At 71.1% G+C, this 24,207-nt stretch carries 24 protein-coding genes; 15 read left to right on the top strand and 9 right to left on the bottom strand.

Annotated features, from left to right (window positions below):
* Nucleotide 1 precedes the first annotated feature (1 nt).
* The 3 genes from EDF27_RS08415 to EDF27_RS08405 form a co-directional block, all read right to left on the bottom strand.
* The gene (locus EDF27_RS08415) at nucleotides 2-1,066 is read right to left on the bottom strand and encodes an NAD(P)-dependent oxidoreductase (RefSeq protein ID WP_132048174.1); all 1,065 of its coding nucleotides are present in this window, start codon (nucleotides 1,064-1,066) and stop codon (nucleotides 2-4) included.
* Between the two features lie 109 nt (nucleotides 1,067-1,175).
* Nucleotides 1,176-2,033, bottom strand: coding sequence for a rhodanese-like domain-containing protein (locus EDF27_RS08410; protein ID WP_165931409.1), 858 nt, complete (start codon nucleotides 2,031-2,033; stop codon nucleotides 1,176-1,178).
* 424 nt (nucleotides 2,034-2,457) lie between these two features.
* Nucleotides 2,458-3,993 (bottom strand): MFS transporter, encoded by a 1,536-nt coding sequence (locus EDF27_RS08405; RefSeq protein ID WP_123655793.1) that lies wholly within the window; start codon nucleotides 3,991-3,993, stop codon nucleotides 2,458-2,460.
* Nucleotides 3,994-4,153: 160 nt separating this feature from the next.
* On the opposite strand from EDF27_RS08405, the gene EDF27_RS08400 reads away from it, so the two are divergent.
* Complete coding sequence (locus EDF27_RS08400; protein ID WP_165931408.1) at nucleotides 4,154-4,813, top strand: TetR/AcrR family transcriptional regulator; 660 nt, start codon at nucleotides 4,154-4,156, stop codon at nucleotides 4,811-4,813.
* A gap of 132 nt (nucleotides 4,814-4,945) precedes the next feature.
* Here EDF27_RS08400 and EDF27_RS08395 read toward each other — a convergent pair whose 3' ends face one another.
* Nucleotides 4,946-6,577, bottom strand: coding sequence for a phospholipid carrier-dependent glycosyltransferase (locus EDF27_RS08395; protein ID WP_243698258.1), 1,632 nt, complete (start codon nucleotides 6,575-6,577; stop codon nucleotides 4,946-4,948).
* A 54-nt stretch (nucleotides 6,578-6,631) separates the two neighbouring features.
* Here EDF27_RS08395 and rsmI point away from each other — a divergent pair, with 54 nt between their 5' ends.
* The 4 genes from rsmI (at nucleotide 6,632) to rsmA (ending at nucleotide 10,934) form a co-directional block, all read left to right on the top strand.
* A complete protein-coding gene (gene rsmI, locus EDF27_RS08390; protein ID WP_123655790.1) occupies nucleotides 6,632-7,453 on the top strand; it encodes a 16S rRNA (cytidine(1402)-2'-O)-methyltransferase in 822 nt (273 codons plus the stop codon).
* A 120-nt stretch (nucleotides 7,454-7,573) separates the two neighbouring features.
* On the top strand, nucleotides 7,574-9,151 hold the full coding sequence (gene metG, locus EDF27_RS08385; protein ID WP_132048166.1) for a methionine--tRNA ligase: 1,578 nt from the start codon (nucleotides 7,574-7,576) through the stop codon (nucleotides 9,149-9,151).
* The gene (locus EDF27_RS08380) at nucleotides 9,148-10,059 is read left to right on the top strand and encodes a TatD family hydrolase (protein WP_132048164.1); all 912 of its coding nucleotides are present in this window, start codon (nucleotides 9,148-9,150) and stop codon (nucleotides 10,057-10,059) included. The genes metG and EDF27_RS08380 overlap by 4 nt, the downstream gene beginning before the upstream one ends.
* Nucleotides 10,056-10,934, top strand: a complete 879-nt coding sequence (gene rsmA, locus EDF27_RS08375) for a 16S rRNA (adenine(1518)-N(6)/adenine(1519)-N(6))-dimethyltransferase RsmA (RefSeq protein WP_132048162.1) — start codon at nucleotides 10,056-10,058, stop codon at nucleotides 10,932-10,934. The genes EDF27_RS08380 and rsmA overlap by 4 nt, the downstream gene beginning before the upstream one ends.
* 13 nt (nucleotides 10,935-10,947) lie before the next feature.
* On the opposite strand, the gene EDF27_RS08370 is transcribed toward rsmA, so the two are convergent.
* Nucleotides 10,948-11,406 (bottom strand): YbaK/EbsC family protein, encoded by a 459-nt coding sequence (locus tag EDF27_RS08370; protein WP_132048160.1) that lies wholly within the window; start codon nucleotides 11,404-11,406, stop codon nucleotides 10,948-10,950.
* A gap of 145 nt (nucleotides 11,407-11,551) precedes the next feature.
* On the opposite strand from EDF27_RS08370, the gene EDF27_RS19645 reads away from it, so the two are divergent.
* Together EDF27_RS19645 and EDF27_RS19640 are read left to right on the top strand one after the other, a co-directional pair.
* On the top strand, nucleotides 11,552-11,755 hold the full coding sequence (locus EDF27_RS19645; protein ID WP_165931407.1) for a hypothetical protein: 204 nt from the start codon (nucleotides 11,552-11,554) through the stop codon (nucleotides 11,753-11,755).
* Between the two features lie 2 nt (nucleotides 11,756-11,757).
* Nucleotides 11,758-12,378, top strand: a complete 621-nt coding sequence (locus EDF27_RS19640) for a type II toxin-antitoxin system VapC family toxin (protein ID WP_165931406.1) — start codon at nucleotides 11,758-11,760, stop codon at nucleotides 12,376-12,378.
* On the opposite strand, the gene EDF27_RS08360 is transcribed toward EDF27_RS19640, so the two are convergent.
* Nucleotides 12,364-13,107 (bottom strand): SDR family NAD(P)-dependent oxidoreductase, encoded by a 744-nt coding sequence (locus tag EDF27_RS08360; RefSeq protein WP_185021587.1) that lies wholly within the window; start codon nucleotides 13,105-13,107, stop codon nucleotides 12,364-12,366. The two genes, EDF27_RS19640 and EDF27_RS08360, sit on opposite strands and share 15 nt — an antisense overlap.
* Nucleotides 13,108-13,208: 101 nt before the next feature.
* Here EDF27_RS08360 and EDF27_RS08355 point away from each other — a divergent pair, with 101 nt between their 5' ends.
* Nucleotides 13,209-14,051: a helix-turn-helix transcriptional regulator gene (locus EDF27_RS08355; protein WP_123701766.1), complete on the top strand. Its 843-nt coding sequence runs from the start codon at nucleotides 13,209-13,211 to the stop codon at nucleotides 14,049-14,051.
* Nucleotides 14,052-14,176: 125 nt separating this feature from the next.
* Here the strand turns inward: EDF27_RS08355 and EDF27_RS08350 are convergent, their stop codons facing one another.
* On the bottom strand, nucleotides 14,177-14,893 hold the full coding sequence (locus tag EDF27_RS08350; protein ID WP_165931405.1) for a DUF3800 domain-containing protein: 717 nt from the start codon (nucleotides 14,891-14,893) through the stop codon (nucleotides 14,177-14,179).
* 98 nt (nucleotides 14,894-14,991) lie between these two features.
* Here EDF27_RS08350 and EDF27_RS08345 point away from each other — a divergent pair, with 98 nt between their 5' ends.
* The 4 genes from EDF27_RS08345 (at nucleotide 14,992) to EDF27_RS08330 (ending at nucleotide 19,386) form a co-directional block, all read left to right on the top strand.
* Entirely contained in the window at nucleotides 14,992-15,996 is a 1,005-nt protein-coding gene (locus EDF27_RS08345) for an alpha-L-glutamate ligase (RefSeq protein WP_123701770.1), read from the top strand.
* 91 nt (nucleotides 15,997-16,087) lie between these two features.
* On the top strand, nucleotides 16,088-17,146 hold the full coding sequence (locus EDF27_RS08340; RefSeq protein ID WP_123655781.1) for an LLM class flavin-dependent oxidoreductase: 1,059 nt from the start codon (nucleotides 16,088-16,090) through the stop codon (nucleotides 17,144-17,146).
* Nucleotides 17,143-18,444, top strand: coding sequence for a PLP-dependent transferase (locus EDF27_RS08335; RefSeq protein WP_132048158.1), 1,302 nt, complete (start codon nucleotides 17,143-17,145; stop codon nucleotides 18,442-18,444). Before EDF27_RS08340 ends, EDF27_RS08335 begins: the two co-directional genes overlap by 4 nt.
* A 9-nt stretch (nucleotides 18,445-18,453) precedes the next feature.
* Nucleotides 18,454-19,386 carry a 4-(cytidine 5'-diphospho)-2-C-methyl-D-erythritol kinase gene (locus EDF27_RS08330; protein WP_123655779.1) on the top strand — a complete coding sequence of 311 codons (933 nt, stop codon included), beginning with the start codon at nucleotides 18,454-18,456 and terminating at the stop codon, nucleotides 19,384-19,386.
* 9 nt (nucleotides 19,387-19,395) lie between these two features.
* On the opposite strand, the gene EDF27_RS08325 is transcribed toward EDF27_RS08330, so the two are convergent.
* The gene (locus tag EDF27_RS08325) at nucleotides 19,396-19,911 is read right to left on the bottom strand and encodes a GNAT family N-acetyltransferase (protein WP_123655778.1); all 516 of its coding nucleotides are present in this window, start codon (nucleotides 19,909-19,911) and stop codon (nucleotides 19,396-19,398) included.
* Nucleotides 19,912-19,980: 69 nt separating this feature from the next.
* Nucleotides 19,981-21,639 (bottom strand): glycosyltransferase family 39 protein, encoded by a 1,659-nt coding sequence (locus EDF27_RS08320; RefSeq protein WP_165931404.1) that lies wholly within the window; start codon nucleotides 21,637-21,639, stop codon nucleotides 19,981-19,983.
* Nucleotides 21,640-21,769: 130 nt separating this feature from the next.
* On the opposite strand from EDF27_RS08320, the gene EDF27_RS08315 reads away from it, so the two are divergent.
* The 3 genes from EDF27_RS08315 to modA all read left to right on the top strand — a co-directional run bounded on the left by EDF27_RS08315 (nucleotide 21,770) and on the right by modA (nucleotide 24,200).
* The gene (locus EDF27_RS08315; RefSeq protein WP_123655776.1) at nucleotides 21,770-22,177 is read left to right on the top strand and encodes a TOBE domain-containing protein; all 408 of its coding nucleotides are present in this window, start codon (nucleotides 21,770-21,772) and stop codon (nucleotides 22,175-22,177) included.
* Nucleotides 22,164-23,333: a ThiF family adenylyltransferase gene (locus EDF27_RS08310; RefSeq protein WP_123655775.1), complete on the top strand. Its 1,170-nt coding sequence runs from the start codon at nucleotides 22,164-22,166 to the stop codon at nucleotides 23,331-23,333. The genes EDF27_RS08315 and EDF27_RS08310 overlap by 14 nt, the downstream gene beginning before the upstream one ends.
* A 63-nt stretch (nucleotides 23,334-23,396) precedes the next feature.
* On the top strand, nucleotides 23,397-24,200 hold the full coding sequence (modA, locus tag EDF27_RS08305) for a molybdate ABC transporter substrate-binding protein (RefSeq protein ID WP_123655774.1): 804 nt from the start codon (nucleotides 23,397-23,399) through the stop codon (nucleotides 24,198-24,200).
* Nucleotides 24,201-24,207 lie beyond the last annotated feature (7 nt).

Genomic DNA, 24,207 nt, shown 5'->3' with positions numbered 1-24,207 from the left:
CTCAGCTCCCGAGCGAGAGCATGAGGAGTGCAGCGTCCTCGGGGCCGTAGTCGAACAGGCGGTCCCAGAACGGGTCAGCAGCCCACGGGACGTCGCCGTCGACCGGGGTGCGGTGCGCCGTCTCCACGAGCCAGTCGAGCTCCGGGACGACCGCCTGCGCGAAGGTCGGCGGCTGCCATCCGAGCGATCGGGCCGCGCTGGTGTCGAGGACGTACGGGGTCGGCGACGACCACGGCGTCGACCCGACGAAGGCCGGGGCGTCCGCGTCGAGCAGGACCTCCTCGAACACGTGGTCGAGGTGCCCGGCGACGGTGCGGACGATCTCGAGCACGGACGGCGCGGAGTCGTCGGCGACGTTGAGGATCCGCCGGTCGGGCGCATCCGCGAGCAGCCGGACGAGCGAACCGATGCCGCTGGCGGCCGTCGTGTGGTCGACGCCGCGCCCCTGGTCGGCGAGGAGCACGCGCTCACGGCCGTCCAGCGCACGCCGGACCACGAACCACTCGCGCGGGCGACCGATGCCGGGGCCGTACACCTTGGACGGGCGGAGGACGGTGACCGGGGCGCCGTGGTCGAGGAGCAGCTGCTCGGCCGCCACCTTCTGCGCTGCGTAACCGTCTCGGCTGGTCGGGTCGGCGTCGGCGGCGGTGACCGTCGGCTGCAGCTCGGTGACCGCGCCGGAGAACACCGGCTTGTCGACGGAGTTCGCGTGCCGGCCCTGCTCGTCGACGTAGACGGCCTTCGACGACACGAAGACCGTCGACCCGACGTCTCCGAGGTACGGCAGGAGCTGGGCCGCGTCGTCACGGGTGGCGCCGACGGTGTCGACGAGGAGGTCCGCACCGGGCCGGAGGAGTTCGCGGAGGACGGCCGTGTCCCGGCGGTCGCCCGGGGTGAAGGTGGCGCCGGCCGCGGTCAGTGCGTCCGCGATGTCGCCGCCCCGGCGCGCGACGACGTCCACCTGCCAGTCGTCGCCGCCGCGGCCGGAACTGTCGAGGAGTTCGCGCACAACGGCGGAACCGATGCCGCCCGTTCCGCCGAGGACGACCGCGCGCTTGGTGCTCATGTCGCCAACGCTAGTGCCGAGTGGTCCGGGCGCTCCGCGCGCTGCCGGTCCAGTCCGGGCGCTGCCGGTTCAGTCCGGGCGATGCCGGTTCAGTCCGCGCGCTGCCGGTTCAGGAGGCGATCGGTTCCCGTCGCCACCAGTCCGCGAGGGAACCGTCGTACACCTGGACACGGTCGTGACCGAGCACCGTCAGTGCCAGGGCGTCCACGCACGCGGCGCTGCCGACGCCGCAGTAGGTGACGATCTGCTCCGAGTCGAGCACCGGCGCGAAGACGTCCGCCAGGGCCGCCGGACGGAGGAGGGCATTGGAGTCCTGGTCGACCACGCGGCGCAAGGGGATCGGCGTCGTGCCGGGCACCACGTCGGGGTGCGTCGCACCGAGGACCGTCTCGTCGACCGCGAGCACGAGCGCCGCGGGCTCCGAACCGTCGACGGCTCGTTCGACGCGGGCGCGGTCGGCCCACAGCGGACGTTCTTCGCCGGCGAGGAACGCCGCCGCCTCGACGTGGACCGCCGGTGCGCTCGTGAGGGCACCGACGCGGACCGGGCGCCCTTCGTCCCGCCACTTCACGAACCCGCCGTCGAGCACGGCGACGTCGTCGAACCCGAACGAACGGAAGATCCACCACAGGCGGGCGGACCACTCGCCGACACTGTCGTCGTAGACCACGACCGTCGAGGTGTTCGTGATGCCGAGTGCGCGGGCCGCCTGCTCGAAACGCTCGGCGCAGGGGCGGGTGAAGGGCACGTCGGCGTCGGGCGTCGAGAAGTCCTGCACGAGGTCGGCGAAGCGGGCGCCGGGCACGTGGCCGTGTCGTTCGTACGTGTCCCGCGCGCTCTGCCACGTCATGCCACGGCCGGTCCCCGCGGCGTGCACGGAGGCATCGAGCACGACGAGCTCGTCCGCACCGAGGTGGTCGGCGAGCCACTGCGTCGACACGAGCGGCGAGGTCAAGACGGGGGCCATGGCGCTCACCATAATGCGGACCCCTGACGACCGGGAGAGGAACAGCAACAGTGCGCAATCGGGGCGGCGTGGCGGGGGCTGTGGATGAACTTCGTGCGGTGGGTGGGGTGTGGCTGTTGGCGTTGTGCGGGACCGGTGGTGGGCGGTGGTGGGTGTGGGCGTGTGGGAGGTGGTGGTGGGTGGTGGTGGGCGGCGGTCACGAGGGACGCGGAACGACAACGTCGTTGTCGTTCGACACCGATGTTGTCGAATCGGGACTGCGGCCGCGCCGGACCGAGCGGCGCGGCCGCGCCGGACCCGGGCTTCGGCGGCGGTCGCGCCGGACCGCGCGCCCCGCACGGACGAACCACGAAACGGACACTGCACCGCGAAGAATCGCGGTGCAGTGTCCGTTTCGTGGTTACCCGGCGCAGGGAGCCGATCGTCAGTGCGCGGCGGCCGGGATGCTCCCCGTCGCGTTGGCGCTGAGGTGCTCGAGCTTGGCGAGCCGCACCGACTGGCGGTTGATGAGCAGCCCGCTCGCGATCGCGACGAGCACCAGCACGCCGGCCGAGATCGCGAAGGCGACGTGGTAGCCGTCGAGCGTGGCCTGCGCCTGCTGCAGCTTGGTCGGCGCGGCGGTCAGCCCGGAGAGGCTGTTCTTCACGACGTCGGCGAAGATCGTCGACAGCAGCGCCGTACCGATCGAACCGCCGATCTGCTGCATCGTGTTCACGGTTGCGGATGCGACGCCCGCATCCGCACGGGCGACACCGGTCGTCGCGGTGTTCATCGCGGACGAGAAGATCGTGCCCATGCCGAGGCCGATCACGATGAGCGCCGGCAGGACAGTGCCCGCGTAGGAGCTGTCCAGGTCGGTGCGGAGCAGCAGGAGCAGGCCCGCCGCGGCGACGAGACCGCCCGAGAAGATCAGGACCTTCGGGCCGACGCGGGGCAGCAGTCGCCCGCCGATCTGCGTCGCGGAGATCATGATCGACAGCGGCATCGGCAGGAACGCCAGACCGGTCTGCAGTGCGGAGAACCCGAGGGTCTGCTCGAGGTAGTACGTCAGGAACAGGAAGATGCCGAACATGCCGATGGCGACGAGACCGATGGCGACGAACGAGCCGCCGCGATCACGGTCGAGCACCACGCGCAAGGGGAGCAACGGGTGTGCGACGCGGGTCTCGATCACGATGAACGCGGCGATGAGCACGACTCCGGCGGCGAGCATGCCGATCGTCCACGGGTCGTCCCAGCCGTTGGTCTCGGCGTTCGAGAAGCCGTAGACCACGCCGACGAGGCCTGCGGTGATGGTGAGGACACCGGCGATGTCGATGCGCGGGCGCTCGACCTTCGGCGGCTTCGCCATGAAGATCAACGCACCGATCACGCCGAGGACGGCGAAGACGACGTTGACGTAGAGGCACCAGCGCCACGAGGCGTACTCGGTGAGGACGCCACCGAGCAGCAGGCCGATGGCCGCACCGGAGCCGGCGATCGAACCGAAGATGCCGAACGCACGACCGCGTTCCTTCGGGTCACGGAAGGTCGTCGTCAGCATGCCGAGGGCGGACGGGGCGAGCAGCGCGCCGAACGCGCCCTGCAGCGCGCGTGCCGCGACGAGCAGACCGAACGAGTCGGCCAGGCCGCCGAGGACCGAGGCGATGGCGAAGCCGACGAGCCCGATGATGAACGTGTTCTTCCGGCCGAAGAGGTCACCGAGACGGCCACCCAGGAGCAGGAGCGAGCCGAACGCCAGGGAGTAGGCGGTGACGATCCACTGCCGCTGGTCGGTGCCGAACCCGAGGTCCGCCTGAGCCGAGGGCAGCGCGATGTTCACGATGGTGGCGTCGAGCACGACCATGAGCTGCGCGAGAGCGATCACCGCAAGGGCGATCCACCGGTGCTCGGTGCGACCGGTCGGGGTGGGAGTCGGTGCGGCGCCCGTACGGGCGGGCGAAGTCTGTTCTGCCGTCACGGCAGCCTCCTCGGGAGTGAGTGGAGGGAAGAAGCGCACACCGTCGGGCGTTTCCGGGAGGGGAGGAAGCGGATGCGAGGCATCCGCTTCGAGTCAGTGTAGACCGAAACGGAAGGTCCGCATCCACTTATTCCCAGAAAGTTCAACTAGGTTCGGAATCGTGAGCACCATCGACCAGCACGCCGATCTCGATCGGCCTCTCCGCGCTGACGCAGCACGCAACCGCGAGCTGATCCTGCAGACGGCACGCAAGTGCTTCGCGGAGCGCGGGCTCTCGGTCACCCTCAACGACATCGCGCACGAAGCGGGTGTCGGCGTCGGCACGGTCTACCGCCGGTTCGCCGACAAGGACTCCCTGATCGAGGCGCTGCTCGCGACCAAGTTCGACGCGATGAACTCCGCGGCGGCACGTGCTGCGGAGGAGATCGACCCGCGGGAGTCGCTCCGCCTGTACCTGATGGGCGTGTTCGAGTTCCGCGCACGCGACCGTGCCCTGGCCGACGCGATCGTCCGCGCGGGCAAGTCCCGGCCCTCGATCGTGCAGGAACGTGATCGCCTCGAGACCCAGGTCAGCGACATCATCGGCCGCGCGCGGGACGCCGGCGTGGTGCGGGCGGGCTTCGACTACCGCGACCTGCCGATGCTCACCGCGATGATCGGCGCCGTGGCCGACGCCACCCGCGCACACGACCCCGACGCCTGGCGCCGGTACGCCCAGGTCGTCATCGACGGGGTGCTGCCGCCGACCGCGCCGGACGCGATGCTCGGCAGCCCGCTCGACCGCGAGACGATCGAGCGCGCACTGCACGCCCAGTCCTGACGGGTCGGGGGGACGCCGCACCCAGCGGACGCATCTTCCGACACCGCAGCAGTCGAACGACTCGCGCGGTGTCGAACACGTGGCGCGACGCCGAACTCGCGCGACCCCGCGCAACGGCCCCGCAACGCGCCGCTACAACCAGCTCGGCAACCAGTAGTGCGACCGGATGAAGTCCCACGGGACCTGCAGCGCCGTCCACATCGGGTACCAGTACGCCGACGCGAGCAGCACCACCCCGAGGTACACCCCGATCCAGATGACAGCGCGGGTCCGCCGTGGCCGTGGATCGTCCCTCGATCCGAGCAGCAGCCCGATCGCCGCGGCCAGCGCCATCACCATGAAGGGCTCGAACGCGATCGTGTAGAACTGGAACACGGTCCGGTTCACGTAGAGCAGCCACGGCAGGTAGCCCGCCGCGACGCCCATCACGACGAAGCCGTACTCCCATCGCCGGTGCAGCACGAAGAGCACGAGCAGCGCGATGACGGCAGCGACCGACGGGTACCAGATGAACGGGTTCGCGATGCCCGTGATCGCCGCACCGCACCGCTCCGCCGCGCAGCCGTCCTGCCCGGCGTTCGTCCCCACGTAGTACATCGACGTCGGGCGCTGCATGAAGAGCCACAGCAGCGGGTTCGCCTGGTACGAGTGCGGGGTGTGCAGGCCGATGTTGAAGCCGTAGATCTCGGACTGGTAGTGCCACCAGTTCTGCACGCTGTCGGGCACCCAGGACAGGATCCCTCGCCAGCGCTGCCCGCCGGAGGCGATCCAGTCGCGGTCCCAGCCGTCCTTCGACACGAACCACCCGGTCCAGGACGCCAGGTACGTGGCGGCGGCGATCGGCACGGTCAGGACGAACGACACCGGCGCCTGCTGCAGGAACGCGCTCGAGGACCAGAACTCGATCCCGGCGCGCTTGCGCATCATCATGTCGCTCAGCACGGAGTACAGCGCGAAGAACGCCAGGAAGTACAGCCCGGTCCACTTCGTGCTCGTCGCGAGTCCCATCGCGAGCCCCATGCCGATCAGCCACGGCCGCCACCAGAGCGCTGGCCCCCAGAGGGTGTCTCGTCCGGCCGCCGCACGGCGACCGACCCAGGCGTCGAGCCGCCGGGTCGTCCACCGCCGGTCGAGCAGCAGCGCCCCGAACCCGAGGACCACGAAGAACGTCACGATGCCGTCGAGGAGCGTCACCCGCGACATCACGATCGCCTGACCGTCCACCGCCATGAAGCCGCCGGCGAGCGTGCCGACGAGCGTGGACCGGAACAGGGACCGGGCGATCACGGCGACGAGGAACACGGTCGCGATGCCCAGCACGGCGACGGTGAAGCGCCACCCGAAGGCGTTGTCGGGGCCGAACAGCAGCATCCCGAGGCCGATGAGGTACTTGCCGAGCGGCGGGTGCGCGATGAACTCGGCGGCGCTCGTGAAGATCGAGGTCTCGCCGGAGGCGAAGCGCTCGTCCGTCGTGGGGGCGGTGTCGTCGGTCGGGTTCGCGGGCCACGTGCCCTCGTACCCGAGGTGCACGATCGACCAGCCGTCCTTGACGTAGTAGGTCTCGTCGAACACGAGCGAGTGCGGCCGTCCGAGGTCGATCAACCGGAGCAGCGCAGCGACCACGGTGACGGCGATCGGGCCGGCCCACCGCCAGGCGGCGACCCGCCAGGAGGCCGACATGAGGCGCACCCACCAGTCGTCGAGGCGCGACCCACGGGGTACTGCGGGCGCAGTGTCGAGTGCGTCGGCCAGGTCCGTGGTCACCCGCAGCATCCTACGGATGCGGCGCCTGCGCTCGCTGCGTCCACAATGGGGCGTGTGATCGTCCTCGCAGCAACTCCCATCGGCAACCTCGGCGACGCGTCCCGCCGACTGGTCGAGACACTGTCGAACGCGACCGTCGTGGCGGCGGAGGACACCAGGACCGCGATCCACCTGATGCGTGCCCTCGGCATCGAGAACCGTCCGCGGCTGATCGCGCTCCACGAGCACAACGAGCGGGCCAAGGCGGCCGAGGTCGTCGAGCTCGCCCGGGACGAGGACGTCGTGGTCCTGACCGACGCCGGCATGCCCGCGATCAGCGACCCGGGGTTCCCCCTGGTCGAGGCCGCTGCGGCAGCGGGGGTGACCGTCACGGCGCTCCCGGGGCCGTCCGCGGTGCTCATGGCGCTCGCCGTGTCCGGGCTGCCGACCGACCGCTTCACGTTCGAGGGGTTCCCGACCCGCAAGGCGGGGGAGCGCCGTCGGGTGTTCGAGGCCCTCGCCGGGGAGCAGCGGACGATGGTCTTCTTCGAGTCGCCGCACCGGCTCGCGGACACGCTGACCGACATGGGTGCCGGCTTCGGGGGTGACCGTCGCGCAGTCGTCTGCCGTGAGCTCACGAAGCTGTACGAAGAGGTCAAGCGCGGCTCGCTGGCCGAGCTGGCCGAGTGGGCCGCCGACGGCGTGAAGGGCGAGATCTGCATCGTCGTGGCCGGGGCGTCCGGTTCCGCGGACGACGTCACGATCGAGGAGGGGGTCCGCCTCGTGCTGGAGCGGGTCGCGTCGGGGACCCGGATGAAGGAGGCGTCAGCCGCCGTCGCGGACGCCACGGGGCTGTCCAAGCGGGACCTGTACGAGGGTGCGCTGGCGGCGCGGTAGACGCGACGAACACCGGACGGGAGGCCCGGTGCGGGCCCGCCACGGGCCTCCCGTCCGGGTTTTCCACAGTCCACTGCCGGACGCGTCATGCGGTTGCCGCGCGCCCGTAGGATGGTCCGCATGTCCGACGGCTCCTCGTTCAGCATCACCACGCCGATCTTCTACGTGAACGACGTTCCCCACATCGGGCACGCCTACACAGAGGTCGCCGCGGACTTCCTCGCGCGCTGGCACCGTCAGCGCGGTGACGACACCTGGCTCCTCACCGGCACCGACGAGCACGGGCAGAAGATCCTGCGCACCGCCTCGGCGAACGACGTCTCCCCGAAGGAGTGGGCGGACCGCCTCGTCACGGATGCGTGGAAGCCGCTGCTCGACACCGTCGACATCGCCAACGACGACTTCATCCGGACCACCGACGAACGCCACGAGCGCGGCGTGACCGCGTTCCTGCAGAAGCTCCACGACGACGGCTACATCTACGCCGGCGAGTTCGAGGGCTTCTACTGCGTGGGCTGCGAAGAGTACAAGCAGCCGAGCGACCTGGTTCCCGGCACCGGTGCGTACGAAGGCCAGCAGGTCTGCGCGATCCACTCCATCCCGGTGGAGGTGTTGTCCGAGCGCAACTACTTCTTCCGGATGTCCGACTTCGAGCAGCGCCTGCTCGACCTCTACGAATCGAACCCGGAGTTCATCCAGCCGGAGAGCGTCCGCAACGAGATCGTCTCCTTCGTCAAGCAGGGCCTCCGCGACCTCTCGATCTCGCGGTCGAGCTTCGACTGGGGCATCAAGATCCCCTGGGACCACGACCACGTGCTCTACGTCTGGTTCGACGCGCTGCTGAACTACGTCACGGCGCTCGGCTACGGCAGCGACGACGACGAAGCCTTCCAGCGCCTCTGGCCGAGCGTGCACATCGTCGGCAAGGACATCGCCCGGTTCCACGCGGTGATCTGGCCCGCCATGCTGATGGCAGCAGGGCTCCCGGTCCCGAAGCGCGTCTTCGGCCACGGGTGGCTGCTGGTCGGCGGCGAGAAGATGTCCAAGTCGAAGCTGACCGGCATCGCCCCGTCGGAGATCACCGACACGTTCGGCTCCGACGCGTTCCGGTACTACTTCCTCCGCGCGATCACCTTCGGGCAGGACGGCAACTTCAGCTGGGAAGACATCTCGGCGCGGTACCAGGCCGAACTCGCGAACGGTTTCGGCAACCTGGCGTCGCGCATCCTGGCGATGCTCGAGAAGTACTTCGGTGGTGCGGTCCCGGCGCGGGGCGAGCTCTCGGCGTCCGACGTCGCGATCGACGACCTGGCGAAGTCCGTCACCGAGCGGGCCGACGCGGCGATCGCGGCCTTCGCACCGCACGACGCGATCGCGACCACGTGGGAACTCGTCGACGCGCTGAACGGGTACATCACCGAGCAGCAGCCGTGGGCCCTCGCCAAGGACGAGGCCCAGCGCGAGCGCCTCGGCACGGTGCTGGCGACGGCGCTCCGTGGCCTCGGTACCGTCGCGGTCCTCGCCGCGCCCGTGATGCCGAAGGCGACCGAGAAGCTCTGGGCCTCCATCGGTGCCGGCGGGTCGATCGCCGAACAGCGGGTGGACCGCGCGTACGACTGGCAGGGCGCGTCGCAGGTGACGCCGCTCGAGTCCGGGCTGTTCCCGCGCATCGAGCAGGCGGAACAGGGCGCGGCGTGACCGACGCCCACCTCCGTTCGCGTGGCGACGGCGACGGGTCGAAGCGCGACCTGACGTACCCGCCGCTGCCGGAAGCGCTCGTGGTGCCCGTCTACGACAACCACACCCACATGGAGATCGCCGACGGCGGTCCCGACGGGGCGCTCGACTACCGGGAACACCTCGACCGTGCGTCGAGTGTCGGGGTCCGCGGCGTCGTGCAGGTCGGGACCGACCTCGCGACATCGCAGTGGTCGGCGGCGATCGCGGCGCGCGAGCCGCGCGTGCTGGCCGCCGTGGCGCTGCACCCGAACGAAGCGCCGCTCCTGGCGGAGCAGGGGCTCCTCGACGAGCACCTCGCGGGCATCGAAGCACTCGCCGCGCTGCCGCGGGTGCGTGCGATCGGTGAGACCGGGCTCGACTTCTTCCGCACCGGCGACGACGGCCGTGACGCCCAGGTGCGTTCCTTCGAGGAGCACATCCGCATCGCGAAGGAGCACGACCTCGCGCTGACCATCCACGACCGCGACGCGCACGACGCCGTGGTCGAGGTCCTCGACCGCGTCGGCGCGCCGGAGAAGACGGTGTTCCACTGCTTCTCGGGTGGGCCGGACCTGGCACGCCTGTGCTCCGAGCGCGGCTGGTACATGTCCTTCGCCGGCACGGTGACGTTCAAGAACGCGGCGCTCCTTCGCGAAGCGCTCGAGGTCGCTCCGCGTCGCCTGCTCATGGTCGAGACGGACGCGCCGTACCTCACGCCGACTCCGTACCGTGGTCGGCCGAACGCGCCGTACCTCATCCCGCTCACCCTCCGGTCCATGGCCGACACCCTCGGCACGGACCCGTCGATGCTCGCGGCGCAGATCGCGTCGAACACCGAGCTCGTCTACGGCGCCTGGGATGCCGAGCCCGTGACGGTCGACGAATGAGCGCACTGCTCGGCCCGGCCGAGATCCGCGAGCTGGCCGCGCAGCTCGACGTCACCCCGACGAAGAAGCTCGGCCAGAACTTCGTGCACGACGCCAACACCGTGCGGCGCATCGTCGCCGCGGGTGGCGTGACCGCCGACGCACAGGTGCTCGAGGTCGGACCGGGCCTCGGCTCCCTGACCCTCGGGCTGACCGAGACCGGCGCTCCGGTCACCGCCGTCGAGATCGACGCCCGGCTCGCGGCGCAGCTGCCCACCACGGTGTCCGCGATGCAGCCGTCCGCGCGGCTGACGGTCGTGCACCAAGACGCACTGCAGGTGTCCGCGTACGACCTCCCCGCAGCACCGACGCACCTCGTCGCGAACCTGCCGTACAACGTCTCCGTGCCGGTCCTCCTGCACCTGCTCGCGACCTTCCCGTCGATCGAACGGTCGCTCGTGATGGTCCAGGCGGAGGTCGGGTACCGCCTCGCCGCGGACCCGGGCAGCAAGGTCTACGGGTCGCCGAGCGTCAAGGCCGCCTGGTACGGCACCTGGCGGATCGCCGGGCAGGTCAGCCGCCAGGTCTTCTGGCCGGTGCCGAACGTGGACAGCGTGCTCGTCGGGTTCCAGCGGCACGATCCCCCCGGGGACGAGCAGCTCCGAGCGCAGGTCTTCGCCCTGGTCGACGCGGCCTTCCAGCAGCGGCGGAAGATGCTCCGGCAGGCGCTGTCGGGCGTCCTCGGCGGCAGTGCGCACGCGTCCCAGGTGCTCGAGGCGGCCGGCATCGCCCCGACGGCCCGCGGTGAAGCGCTCGGCGTCGACGACTTCGTCCGGCTCGGTCGGACGGTCCTCGCCGAAGGCGCCCGCGAGGGCGAAGGCGACGCCCAGGCCTAGTCCGTGCTGCGGGTCATGACGCGCTGACGTCGACCACCGTGCCGCCCGCCAGCGCGACGAGCTGGTCGAATGTCAGCGGCATCACCGAGTTCGCGGTGCCGGCCGCCGACCACACCGGGTCGTACTCGGCGAGGGCGCGGTCGACCACGGTCCGGATCGGCTGCGGGTGTCCGACGGGGGAGACGCCGCCGATCGGCTGACCGGTGACCTCCCGCACCTGTTTCGCGGTGGCCATCCCGAGTTCCGCGACCCCGAGCGCGCCGGCGAGCACCGCGGTGTCGACGCGGTGCCGGCCGGAGGTCATCACCAGGAGCGGCTCGCCGTCGGCCAGGAAGAGCAGGCTGCTCGCGATGGCGCCGACCTCGGTGCCGAGCGCCGCCGCTGCCTGGGCTGCCGTGTGCGTGGAGTCGGGGAGCTCTCGCGCTTCGGTCTCGACGCCGGCCTCGGCGACGATCCGCTGGATGTCCTGCATGCGTGCGTTCACGTCCCCATCCTGTCCGAGGGTGCCGGAGCCCGTTCCGGATGTTGCATACGGATTCCTTGCTCGCCATGCGTCAAGGCTCCTACTGTCGCTGCATCGACCACGAACTGCGCGACCCGCGCGAACCGGAGGAACCATGTCGCCGAGGACCGACCACCGCAGCGCTCGACGAGCACGACTCATCGAGCGACGTATCGAAGAGCGCGACCGCGAGCGACGCGCAGCGCGGCGACGGCTCATCGCCCGGCTCCCGTCGATGACCACGGACGAGCGCGTACGCGTCGTCCACGAAGCGACGACCGGCCTCCGGTTCCGGACCTCGTTCGACGGCATCGTGTAGCCGTGCCGTCTGTACCGCAGTCGCGCCGCTCCCGGGATCGCAACGTCGCGTCGTACGCCGACCTCGAGACCTTGCCGAGCGCGGTGGTTCTCGACACGTCCTTCGTCGTCCGTGCTCTCGTGGAGACTGAGGTCGGTCACGACGAGGCAGGGGCGTTCTTGAAGCGTCTGACATCGTCACGGTCGTTCGTGCTCTACAGCGCGTTGCTCGAGATCGAGTTGGCCGAAGCAGCCTTCAAGATCGCGATCAAGGAGCGTCACGGCAATCGTGCGTGGCCGATGAAACGATCGGACGGACGAGTCCGACGGCGTGCCGCGCGCGTCGCCGACGAACTCATCCACCGATGGCGGACCGCCGTCGGGCCGTCGCCGAGCACGAGCATCAACCTCGCCAGCGTCACTGATCCGGCCTTCCAGCTCATGCGCCGCTACGGTCTCGGCTCGTACGACGCCGTCCACGCGGCGACGGTCGCGTACACCGGCGCGACCGCGCTCGTCACGAACGACGTCGGCTTCGCGGCCGTGCCGGCTGGCGAGCTCCGGCTCCTCGTGGACGAGAGCCGGCTCGATGCTGCGCGCCGGCGCCGGGCAACTGCCGGACCAGGCGGATCAGTGGCGGCGTGACGCCAGCATCTCGATGAGCTGCTGCTGGTTCCCGTCGCGCTCCGCCCACCGCAGCGGCAGGACGTTCTGCACGAGGATCTCCGGCGCCGCTCCCGACTCCAGCAGCGCGATGACCTCGTCCAGGAAGTCGTCGAGCGGCATCCCGCCGAAGTCCACGCCCGCACCCTGCAGGTCGGTGGCGACGGCCGGGGGCACGAGCTCCAGCACGGACACCGACGACTCGACGAGCTGCTGACGCAGGGACAGCGTGTACGAGTGCACGGCAGCCTTCGTGGCGTTGTACGTCGGGGTGGCGGCGAGCGGGGTGAACGCGAGTCCGGACGACACGGTGACGACGGTGGCCGCCGGTCGAGACAGCAGGTGCGGCAGGAACGCGTCGATCAGCCGGATGGTGCCGAGCAGGTTCGTCGAGACGGTGTCGACCGCGTCGGCCAGGTGCGACGACGACCGGAGGTCCTCCTGCCGCATGATCCCGGACATCGTGACGAGGGTGTCGAGCGCCGGGTACGCCTCGATGACGGATGCCGCGGCCGCGGTGATGGAAGCCGGGTCGCTCACGTCGATCTCGACGGTGCCGAAGCCGTGCTCGGCAGCGAGGGACTCGAGCAGTGCACGACGGCGTCCACCGATGACGACGGTGCTCCCCGCTTCCTGCAGACGGAGGGCGAGACCCAGGCCGATGCCGGACGTGGCGCCGGGGATGAAGACGGTTGCGTTGGTGATGTCCATGACGACCACGATCCGCGAACGAGCGGACGACAACCAGAGCCCGGTCATCGGGGGACCGCCGATCCCTGGCACGCGGAGAGGACGAGCAGGAGACTGGACGCATGGACCGTGCAGCGCTCGCCGACTTCCTCCGCCGTCGCCGTGAGCTGCTGCGCCCGGAGGACGTCGGCCTCGGCGAGGGCGCCCGACGCCGGACGCCGGGCCTCCGGCGTGAGGAAGTGGCGTCGCTCGCGGGCATGTCCGTCGACTACTACACCCGGCTCGAGCAGCAGCGCGGTCCGCAGCCGTCGGAGCAGATGATCGCCGCGATCGCCCGGGCGCTCCGCTGCTCACTCGACGAACGCGACCACCTCTTCCGTCTCGCCGGGCACAACGCGCCGGTCCGGGTGCACCGCAGCGACCACGTCGACCCCGCGATCCTCCGGGTGCTCGACCGGCTCGAGGACACCCCGGCGATCGTGGTGAGCGACCTCGGCGAGACCCTGGTCGAGAACCGCCTCGGTGCGGCGCTCCTCGGCTCCACCGTCGGCCTGACCGGGAACGAGCGGTACCAGCCGTGGCGCTGGTTCATGACGGCGGCGGAACCCGCGAAGTACGCGCCGGAGCAGCACGACCGGCTCGCTCGGGCCCAGGTCGCGGGGCTCCGCGCGGCGGTGGGTGCCGCCGGGCCGGGTGACCGCCGGGCAGCGGCGCTCATCACGGACCTCGAGGCCGAGAGCCCGGCGTTCCGCGACCTCTGGGCGTTGCACGAGGTCGCCTCCCGGTGGGAGGACCACAAGACCTTCGTGCATCCCGAACTCGGTCGGATCACGGTGGACTGCCAGGTGCTGCACACGACGAACCGGGCCCAGGCGCTCCTGCTGTTCACCGCTCCCGCGGGCAGCGAGGACGCGCAGAAGCTCGAGCTCCTCGGCGTCGTCGGCCACCAGGTGTTCAGCAACTGACGCGGGTCGAACCGGTGCACCTCAGCCTGCTGGCTTCTCCACGTCGGATGGCCTAGTCTTGCGGTGCAGGACGCCAACGAGCCTCCCGCACCCAGCCAACGCCCCGCTCACCGCGGGGCGTTGTGTCATTCCGGGCACCAGATGTAGTCGACGATCTTGATCTCGTCGACGAGAGTGACGATCTTGGCGACAGCCGCTGCGGACCGCGGATCCCGCTCCTCCACGGTCTTCGATCGATTGAGGAAGGACGTCGCGAAGTCGGCGGCCTGCAGCATCCGGCTCTCGTGAGACGGGCCGAAGTAGATGGTGTCGGCGATCCGGGTCAGCGGCTGCTTCGTGTACCCGCTCGCGCTTCCCACCTTGAAACTGCGCAGGCTGCGTCTCGCGCCGGCTGCCGTGTGGTGCTCGTCGGCGAGGACGAGTCCGAGCTGTTCTTGCTCGTCGACCCAGGCGAGACGCTCGTGCACGCATTCGAGGAGTTGGGCGAGAGTCAGGAGATGCGCGGGGTAGGCGCGGGCTCCGTAGCGGCGTCGGTGTGCTCGGAGATCGATGCCTCGGAACACGATCGACGCCGTCGACCTTGCGAGGATCTTCGCCACGAGGATGCAGGCCTTCACTCGCCACGCGACGGGTACTCGCTTCCACTCTTGCTCGCCGTGGAACATGTCGACAGCGTGGAACTCTGTGGCGGGGTCGAAGCCCGGGATCTCCCTCGAGAGCAGTGTCGCGACGCCTTCGAGCCCCTGTTCGATCGAACGCACGGCGTCAGCGTCAGCCAACAGCGCGCCGAAGAAGTAGTAGGCATCGTCCCGAGCGGATTCGTCGATGAAGATGAGGCGCACGGCGGACCAGCATACTGATACTCCAGTTGTGGACGGGGAACCGCAACAGCGCGTCACACGCCTGGCAACGCCTGGTACACCATGCCTAGTGTGGGCGTGTGAGCACTCCGCGCGTGTACGTCATCCACGAGAACCCCGAGTGGTTCCCGCCGCTCGCCGCCGCCTTCGAGGCCGAGGGCGTCCCGGTCGAGGAGATCCTCCTCACCGAGGGCCAGATCGACCTCGCAGCAGATCCGGAACCGGGCGTCTACTGGAGCCGGATGTCGGCGTCGAGTCACACCCGCGGGCACGAGCACAGCAAGGAGTACACCCGCGCGGTCCTCGGCTGGCTCGAGCGTGCCGGGCGCCAGGTGGTCGGTGGCAGCCACGTGCTCGAGCTCGAGGTGTCGAAGGTCGCCCAGCACGGCCTGCTCCAGCGGGCGGGCTTCGACGTGCCCCGCACCACCGCGGTGTTCGGCAGGAGCACCCTCACGGCCGCGGCCCACGCGTTCACGGACGGCCAGGACGTGCCGTTCATCACGAAGCACAACCAGGGCGGCAAGGGCCTCGGCGTCCGTCGGTTCGACTCGCTCGCCGAGTTCGACGCGTACGTCGACTCGCCGGAGTTCGAGGAGCCGATCGACGGCATCACCCTGCTGCAGGAGTACCTGACGGCGCGCGAGCCCTTCATCACCCGGGTCGAGTTCGTCGGCGGCGAGTTCGTCTACGCCGTCCGCGTGGACACGAGCGCGGGCAGCTTCGAGCTCTGCCCGGCGGACGCCTGCGAGGTCCCCCAGGTCATCGCCGGAGCGGTGTGCGACGTCCCCGGAACGGACGGGCCGAGCGCGTTCGCAGTACGAGAGGACGTCACCGCGACCCACCCGCTCGTGCAGCAGCTCCGCACGTTCCTCGCCGACCAGCGCATCCAGATCGCGGGCGTCGAGTTCATGGAGACCACCGACGGCCGCACCGTCGTCTACGACATCAACACGAACACGAACTACAACCCCGCCGTCGAGGAGAGCGCGCCGGCCTCCGGCCCGCGCTCCATCGCGCGTTTCCTCGGCGGACTGCTCGACAGCGAGTACGCGACGGCACCGGCCGGCGCGGCCGTCACGGCCTGAGAACGCGACCGAACACCGGACGGGAGGACCGTGGCGGCCCCGCCACGAGCCTCCCGTCCGTCCCTCCCCACCTCCCCAAGGAACTCACCCCGTGCGATTCGGATACTGGACCCCGCTCTTCGGCGGCTGGCTGCGCAACGTCGACAACGAGCACATGCCGGTCACCTTCGACTACGTGAAGCGACTGGCGCAGCGCGCCGAGCGGATCGGCTTCGACCTGACGCTCGTGCCGGAGCTGAACCTCAACGACATCAAGGGCGTCGCGGCGCCGTCGCTCGAGGCCTGGGCGCTCGCGGCGGCCATCGCGGCGACGACCGACCGCCTCGAGATCATGGCGGCGATGCGCCCGGGCTACCACCTGCCGGCCGTGACGGCGAAGCAGGCCGCGACGATCGACGACATCTCCGGTGGCCGCTTCACCTTCAACGTGGTGAGCGCGTGGTGGGCCGAGGAGGCACGCCAGTACGGCGGGATCTTCTCCGAGCACGACGACCGGTACAAGCGCACCGCGGAGTTCGTGGAGATCATGAAGGGCCTCTGGCGGGAGACCCCGTACTCGTTCTCCGGCGAGTACTACGACATCCAGAACGCCCACCTCGAGCCGAAGCCGCGCGTCACGCCGCGCATCTACGCCGGCGGTGAGAGCGAGGCCGGCAAGGCGAGCATCACCCACTACGCCGACGCCTACGTGACCCACGGCGGAACGGTCGAGGAGCTCCGGAAGAAGATCGCCGAGATGCGCCGTCGTCGTGATGAGGCCGGGCTGCCGCCGTTCGAGGCGTTCGGCATGGCCGCCTACGCGATCGTCCGGGAGACCGAGGAGGAGGCGCAGGCCGAGCTCGCGCGGATCACCGACGTCCAGCACGGCAACGCGTACGAGTCGTACCAGGACTTCATCTCGAAGTCGCAGCTCGAGCACGTGCCCTCGCTCGAGGACTACTCGGTGTCGAACCGTGGGCTCCGGCCGAACTTCGTCGGGACCCCGGCGCAGGTCGCCGAGCGGATCCGGGAGTTCGAGGACGCCGGCGTCGACACCCTGCTGCTGCAGTTCTCCCCGCAGCTGGAGGAGATGGAGCGGTTCGGCGAGCAGGTCATCCCGCTCGTGCGCCCGTCGGTCGTGCCGGCGGGAGCCGCGGGAGTCGTCTCGTGAGCGAGGGCGACTGGAAGTTCGAGACCCGGCAGATCCGCGCCGGCTTCAAGGCCGACCCGGGGTTCGGGGCGAACGTGCCGCCGATCGCGCAGAGCGCCGCCTTCGTCTACCCGTCGGGGGAGGACGCGGCGGACCGGTTCATGCTCAACGCGCCGGGGCACACCTATTCGCGCGTGAACAACCCGTCCGCGGCAGCGCTGGAGCGGCGGATCGCGGACCTCGAGGGCGGCGTCGCGGCGCTCGCGCTGGCGTCCGGCCAAGCCGCGACCTCGCTCGCGGTGCTGGGGCTCGCGCGTGCCGGGGACCACATCGTGTCGAGCGCCTCGTTGTACGGCGCGACCTACACGCTCTTCGCCTCGACGCTGAAGGACCTCGGCATCTCCTTCACGTTCGTGCAGGACCCGACGGACCTGGCCGAGTGGGCTGCCGCGGTGCGACCGGAGACCCGGGCGTTCTTCGGTGAGTCGATCCCGAACCCGCGCGGCGACGTGCTCGACTTCGCGGGGGTCGCGGGTGTCGCGCACGACGCCGGTGTACCGCTCATCGTCGACAACACGATCGCGACGCCGTACCTGGTCCGCCCGATCGAGCACGGCGCCGACATCGTCGTGCACTCGGCGACGAAGTACCTCGCCGGGCACGGCAGCGCGATCGCGGGGCTGATCGTCGACGGCGGCACGTTCGACTGGGCGGCCCACCCGGAGAAGTACCCGCAGCTGACGTCGACGGAGCAGTCCGGCTTCGCGAACACGAACTTCGCGGAGAAGTTCGGACCGCGCGCGTTCATCCAGCGGACCCGGTCGAAGCTCTCGGCGGACCTCGGCCCCGCGATCGCGCCGTTCACCGCCTTCCTGGTGCTGCAGGGCATCCAGACGCTGTCGCTCCGGATGGACCGGCACGTGTCCAACGCCGCGGCCGTGGCGTCGTGGCTCGCCGCGCACGACCAGGTCGAGCACGTGCACTACGCCGGGCTGCCGGACTCCCCGTGGCACCACCTGCAGCAGCGCTACGTCCCGAAGGGGCCGTCGGCGGTGCTGTCGTTCGACCTGGCCGGCGGGGTGGAGGCCGGACGCCGGTTCGTCGAGGCGCTCGAACTGTTCGACCACGTCTCGAACATCGGCGACGTGCGCTCGCTCGTCGTGCACCCGGCGTCGACGACCCACGTCCAGATGACGACCGCGGAGCGGGCATCCGCCGGCGTCGGGGACGGGCTCATCCGCCTGTCGATCGGCCTCGAGCACCAGGACGACATCCTGGCGGACCTGGAGCGCGGTTTCACGGCAGCGCGCGCGGGATAGGTTGGTCGCATGACCTCGCTGGCCGCACCCACGCGCGTGCGGACGCGCGCTCCCGGCAAGATCAACGTCTTCCTGTCCGTGGGTGCGCTGCAGGAGGACGGCTACCATGACGTGGCGACGGCCTACCAGGCGGTCTCCCTGTTCGAGGACGTCACGGCGGAGCTCGCCGACGACTTCTCGGTGTCGTTCACCGGCCCGATCGACACGTCGTCGGTGCCGGTCGACGGCTCGAACCTCGCGATCCGCGCGGCCCGGCTCGTCGCCGAGTCCGCCGGGTACACCGGGGGCGTCCGGCTCACCATCGACAAGCAGGTGCCGGTCGCCGGCGGGATGGGCGGCGGCTCGGCGGACGCCGCGGCGACGCTCCTCGCCGTGGACACGCTCTGGGGCACCGGGCTCGGTCGTGAGGAGCTGCTCCGGATCGCCGCGGAGCTCGGCGCCGACGTGCCGTTCGCCTTCGCGGGCGGGACCGCGGTCGGGACCGGGAGGGGCGACGAGCTCAGCCCGGCGCTCGCGAAGGGCGAGTTCCACTGGGTCCTCGGTCTGAGCGACGACGGGCTCTCCACACCGGCCGTGTACCGTGCGCTCGACGCGCACCGGGAGCGCTACCGGGCGGACATCGCGCCGGCGCCGTCGACCCCAGTGGTCGAGGCGAACGTGCTCCAGGCGCTCCGTGCCGGGGACCCGGACCTCCTCGCCGACTGCCTGCACAACGACCTGCAGGCGCCGGCGATGCGACTCCAGCCGTCGCTCGCCAAGACGCTCGAGCTGGGGGAGCGCTCCGGAGCGCTGGCGGGGCTGGTCTCCGGCAGCGGACCGACGGTGGCGTTCCTGGTGGCGGACACCGACTCCGCGCTCGAGGTCCAGGTGGCGCTGAGTGCCGCGGGTCTCGTCGCCGTCCGGGCGACGGGGCCGGTGCACGGCGCACGCGTCGTGCACTGACGACCAGCGTCAGTCGGCGAGGCGCTGGAACAGCACGTGGTCCTGCCACTCGCCGGCGATGCGCAGGTACCGCGGCGCGTAGCCGTAGCGCTCGAAGCCGTTCTTCTCGAGGACCCGCTGGGACCGCTCGTTGTGGGGGAGCGTCCCCGCCTCGACCCGGTGCAGCCCGAGCCGTTCGAACGCCATCCGGGTCGCGAGCCCCACGGCAGCGGTCGCGGCACCCCGGCCGGCGGCGTCCTCGGAGACCCAGTAGCCGAGCGTCGCGGAGCAGAACGCGCCCATCACGATCGAGTTGAGGTTCATCCGGCCGACCACGGCACCGTCGGTGGTGATCACGAGCGGCATCATCGTGCCCTGTTCGCGGCGGCGGATCGACGCCGTGACCTCGGTGCGCTGGCCGTCCTCGGTGAAGAACGAGTCCGGACGGTACGGGTCCCACGGGGCGAGCCAGGCGCGGTTCCGTGCGAGCAGGGACGCGAGGGCCGGGGCGTCGGCGGGTTCGATCGGGCGGACGTCGTGCTCCATCCCGGCAGCATGGCACAGGCCGCGACCGACGACGCCCCGACGCCCGGCAGCGCCACCAGGGCTGCGCCGTCAGTGCGCTCGGACGTACTCCGTCATGATCACGGTGCCGGTCTCCCAGTGCTGCTCCGCGACGAACCCGTGCGACCGGAGCACGGCGGCCGCCTCGGGTTCGATGTTCCGCGACGTCCCGCCGACGAACCACACGGTGTCGATGTCGTCGAGCCGGGCGGGGATCGTCGTCGCGAGGTCCCCGGTCCGGTTCCAGAGCACCCCCGACGCAGCGCCGTTCGACCGCACGCCGAGGTCGGTCATCCCGGTGAACGCCCACGGGTAGGACACCCGGATGATGTCGGCGGTGGTGCCCGGGTGCCCGTATACGCTGCCGAAGACGACACCCTCGTCCGCATCGGGGCGGTCGTCGCGCGCCCCGTTGATGATGGAGGCGGCGTTCGCCCACGTCGAGTCCTGCTTCGAGCGGGGGGTCTTCACGTCGATCGCGGTGGGGACGGAGAGCACGAGGGCGAGCACCACGGCGCCGGCCAGCACCGCGCGCGGACGGACGAGCGTGATCGCGAGGGCGATCAGGATCGCGACGAACGGCAGGCTGAGGCTGGCGTACTTCGGCGAGTAGAGGTGCTCGCCGGCCGCGGTGACGCCGACGAGGACGGCGGTCGGGACGACGGCGAGCGGCAGCGCCACCCGGACCGCCTGCATCCGGAAGAGGGCACGCACGCTGGGGGACCGGCGGTGCGACTGCACCACGGCGGTGACCACGCCGATGCCCATCAGCGTCCACGCGCCGGCGGCGTACCAGTCCACCCCGCCGAACCAGGCGGTCGCGAACACCTGCGCGTCGGTCCGGGACGTGATGCCCGCGATCCAGGACACCTGCTTCGACTGTGAGGACACGGCCAGCACGAAGGGGGAGACCGCGCCGGCGGCAGCGACGGCAGCGATCGCCCACAGCACCCAGGTCCGACGGGAGACCAGCGGTGCGGGGAGCGCGGCGTCGCGTCGCGCCATCGTGGCCCGGCGGACCTCGAATCGCCGGGCGAACGTGATCCAGAGCAGCACCACGGCGTGGGCGACCACGGCGAGCGCGAGGTAGACGTTGAACGTGACGGCGACCAGTGCGAGGACGCCGTAGGTGATCCACCACCGTGTCGGCCGAACGCCGGACCGGGTCCGGCGGACCGCGGTCAGGGCGACGAGGGTCAGGCAGACCGAGAGCGTGGTGATGGTGGCGTACGGGCGGCCTTCCCCGCCGGCCCACTGCACCCGGGGGAGCGCCATGAACACCAGCCCGGCGGTGATGCCGAGCCGTTTCCCGCCGAGTCGACGACCGAGGGCGACGACGAGACCGGCCGCGACGCCGATCGCGAGCGCGCTCGGGAACCGGAGCGTGAAGGGGGTGTAGCCGACGAGCCAGAACCAGACGTGCATCAGCGCGTAGTAGAGCCCGTGCACGGCGTCCACCGAGTGCAGCTCCGCCCAGAGCTGCGCCCACGTCCGCTGGGCGCTGGTGACCGTGGCCGCCTCGTCGTACCAGAGCGACGGGACCCAGGAGAAGGCGGCGGTGACGATGACCGCGATGGCCCCGACCGTGAGCTCGGGGGTGCGGACGACCGCGAGTCCGAGCGTGCCCGACGCACCACGCAGCCGCGCCCGCACCGACGACGCGGAGAGCGGACGGGGGACGCGGACGGCGCCGGTCCGGGGAGAACTCACGCGCTCGACGGTATCGAGGGCCCCTGGGCGAGGACCCGGGGTCGTTCCCCGTGCGGCTGTGAAGGTCACGGTGGGATTCGGAGTGCTCACAGGATCCGACGGGTCGCCCGGAGCGGCTAACATCCGGGACATGAGTCGGTTGCGGATCAAGGACGCTGCGCGGTACCTCGGGGTGAGCGACGACACGGTCCGTCGGCTGGTGGACGGCGGGACCTTCACACGCCTCGCCGACGAGTCCGGTCGGGCCGTGGTCGACGGACGGGAGCTCGCGCGCCACGCGAAGGGCCACGGCGCGGCGCTGCCCGACCCGGCCACCGGTGTACGGAGTTCGGCACGGAACCGGTTCGTCGGGATCGTCACGGACGTGGTCGTCGACACCGTGATGGCGCAGGTCGAGCTGCAGTGCGGGCCGCACCGGGTCGTGTCGCTGATGAGCGCGGAGGCGGTCCGGGACCTCGGGCTCGAGGTCGGTTCGGTCGCGGTGGCCTCGGTGAAGGCGACGATGGTCACGGTGGAGACGCCGGATGACGACGACTGACCCGCCGAACCGCGCGACGACCGACCGCGCGACGACCGACCGCGCGACGACGGACCGCGCGACGACGGACCGCGCGACGACCGACCGCGCGACGACCGACCCCCTCAGCCCCGCCCGCCGCCGCCTGGGGTCCCGGACGGCCGCGCTCGACGCCGGCGGCGACCGCACGCTCGAGCGCCTCGCCGCCGCGAGCGTCCTCGTCGTCGGTGCCGGCGGCCTCGGCGCACCGGTCATCGCCTACCTCGCCGGCAGCGGCATCGCCCGGCTGACGATCGTCGACCCGGACACCGTCGACCCGTCGAACCTGGCGCGGCAGACGCTCTTCAGCGCGGCGGACGTCGGACGTCCGAAGGCGCAGGTCGCCGCCGACCGTGCCCGGGCGGTGGACCCGGAGTGCCGGGTCGAGGCCGTCGTGGACTCCTTCCACCCCGGCATGGTCGCCGGACACGACGTCGTGGTGGACGCGGCCGACTCGGTCGTCGTCACGCGGGCGATCTCGGACGCGTGCGCCGCCGCGCGGGTGCCGTTCGTGTGGGGGAGCGTGCTCGGCTACGACGGGCAGGTGTCCGTGTTCGACGACACAGGCAGCGCGGGCGGCCCCGCGGTGGACTTCCACGACCTGCACCCGGAGGTCCGGCCGGACGAGGGCTCGTGCGCGCTCGACGGGGTCCTGCCGGCCCTCTGCGGTGCGGTGGGGTCGGTGATGGCCGCGCAGGTGACCGCGCTCGTGGCCGGGCTGGGGGAACCGCTCGTCGGACGGGTGCTCAGCGTGGACGCCCGTCGGTGGCGCTGGACGGAGAGCCCGCTGCGCCGCGGCCCGGGCTCCCGACGTCCGGGACCGGCCGCGGAGCACGAAGCACACGACGACGCCGTCCGCATCGCGCCCGCGGCGCTCGCTGCCCGCGTCGCCGACCCTGCGGACCCGGTGGTCGTCGTCGACGTCCGCACCCCGGCTGAACTGTCGACGGGCACGATCCCCGGCGCCGTCACCCCCGACCAGCTGCACACGACCGGCACCGACTCCGACACCGCCCTCGTCGTCGTCTGTGCCCGCGGCCCGCGTGCGGTGGCATGGGCCGCCACCGTCGACCGGCCGACGACGATCCTCGACGGCGGCATGGAGGCCTGGCGACGCGAGGGACTGCCGATCGTCTGATCCGCATCTGCGGATATGCTTGCGCTGATGTGCCGTACGTGCGGCACCAGCGGGGAGAATCGCATGCGTTCCAGGTCCATCGCCACCGTCGTCGTCGGCATCGCCGGAGTCGCACTCCTCGCCGGCTGCAGCACGAGCAGCGACACCGCGGGCGCGGGCACCACCAGCGCCAGCGCCAGCGCGACCGGCCCCGCGGGCAAGATCACCGTGTTCGCCGCGGCCTCCCTCCAGCAGACCTTCACCGAGCTCGGCAAGGACTACGAGCAGGCCAACCCCGGCACCTCGGTCACGTTCTCCTTCGCCGGCTCGAGCGACCTCGTCACCCAGATCCAGAACGGCGCGCCCGCCGACGTCTTCGCGAGCGCCGACGAGCCGAACATGCAGAAGCTCACGACGGCCGACCTCATCGCCGGCAGCGCGCCCGCCTTCGCGACCAACGTGCTCCAGATCGCCGTGGCGCCGGGCAACCCGAAGGGCATCGACGACTTCGCGGACCTCGACGCCTCCGGTCTGCAGGTCGTCACCTGCGCGGCCCCGGTCCCGTGCGGCGCGGCGACGCAGAAGGTGGAGTCCGCGACGGGCATCACCCTGCACCCCGTCAGCGAGGAGCAGTCGGTCACGGACGTCCTCGGCAAGGTCGAGTCGGGTCAGGCGGACGCGGGGCTCGTCTACGTCACCGACGTGCAGGGTGCCGGCGACAAGGTGCAGGGCGTTGACTTCGACGCCGCGGACAAGGCCGTGAACACCTACCCGATCGGTGTCGTCAAGGGATCGTCGAACGCCGCCCTCGCGAAGTCGTTCAGCGCCTACGTGCGCTCCGCCGACGGCGAGAAGGTCCTGCACGCGGCCGGCTTCGGCAAGCCGTGAGCGCCGA

Origin of the sequence: Curtobacterium sp. PhB136 (assembly GCF_004346855.1) — a bacterium.
Classification (GTDB): domain Bacteria; phylum Actinomycetota; class Actinomycetes; order Actinomycetales; family Microbacteriaceae; genus Curtobacterium.
The sequence above is the reverse complement of the archived record's forward strand: the minus strand, read 5'-3'. Positions and strand labels throughout refer to the sequence as shown.

Excerpts from the sequence above, each read along its gene's own strand:
- EDF27_RS08415 (WP_132048174.1), bottom strand. The coding sequence starts at position 1,066 with ATGAGCACCAAGCGCGCGGTCGTCCTCGGCGGAACGGGCGGCATCGGT.
- EDF27_RS08410 (WP_165931409.1), bottom strand. The coding sequence starts at position 2,033 with ATGGCCCCCGTCTTGACCTCGCCGCTCGTGTCGACGCAGTGGCTCGCC.
- metG (WP_132048166.1), top strand. The coding sequence starts at position 7,574 with ATGTCCGACGGCTCCTCGTTCAGCATCACCACGCCGATCTTCTACGTG.
- rsmA (WP_132048162.1), top strand. The coding sequence starts at position 10,056 with ATGAGCGCACTGCTCGGCCCGGCCGAGATCCGCGAGCTGGCCGCGCAG.
- EDF27_RS08370 (WP_132048160.1), bottom strand. The coding sequence starts at position 11,406 with ATGCAGGACATCCAGCGGATCGTCGCCGAGGCCGGCGTCGAGACCGAA.
- EDF27_RS19645 (WP_165931407.1), top strand. The coding sequence starts at position 11,552 with ATGTCGCCGAGGACCGACCACCGCAGCGCTCGACGAGCACGACTCATC.
- EDF27_RS08360 (WP_185021587.1), bottom strand. The coding sequence starts at position 13,107 with ATGGACATCACCAACGCAACCGTCTTCATCCCCGGCGCCACGTCCGGC.
- EDF27_RS08355 (WP_123701766.1), top strand. The coding sequence starts at position 13,209 with ATGGACCGTGCAGCGCTCGCCGACTTCCTCCGCCGTCGCCGTGAGCTG.
- EDF27_RS08330 (WP_123655779.1), top strand. The coding sequence starts at position 18,454 with ATGACCTCGCTGGCCGCACCCACGCGCGTGCGGACGCGCGCTCCCGGC.
- EDF27_RS08325 (WP_123655778.1), bottom strand. The coding sequence starts at position 19,911 with ATGGAGCACGACGTCCGCCCGATCGAACCCGCCGACGCCCCGGCCCTC.
- EDF27_RS08315 (WP_123655776.1), top strand. The coding sequence starts at position 21,770 with ATGAGTCGGTTGCGGATCAAGGACGCTGCGCGGTACCTCGGGGTGAGC.
- EDF27_RS08310 (WP_123655775.1), top strand. The coding sequence starts at position 22,164 with ATGACGACGACTGACCCGCCGAACCGCGCGACGACCGACCGCGCGACG.
- modA (WP_123655774.1), top strand. The coding sequence starts at position 23,397 with ATGCGTTCCAGGTCCATCGCCACCGTCGTCGTCGGCATCGCCGGAGTC.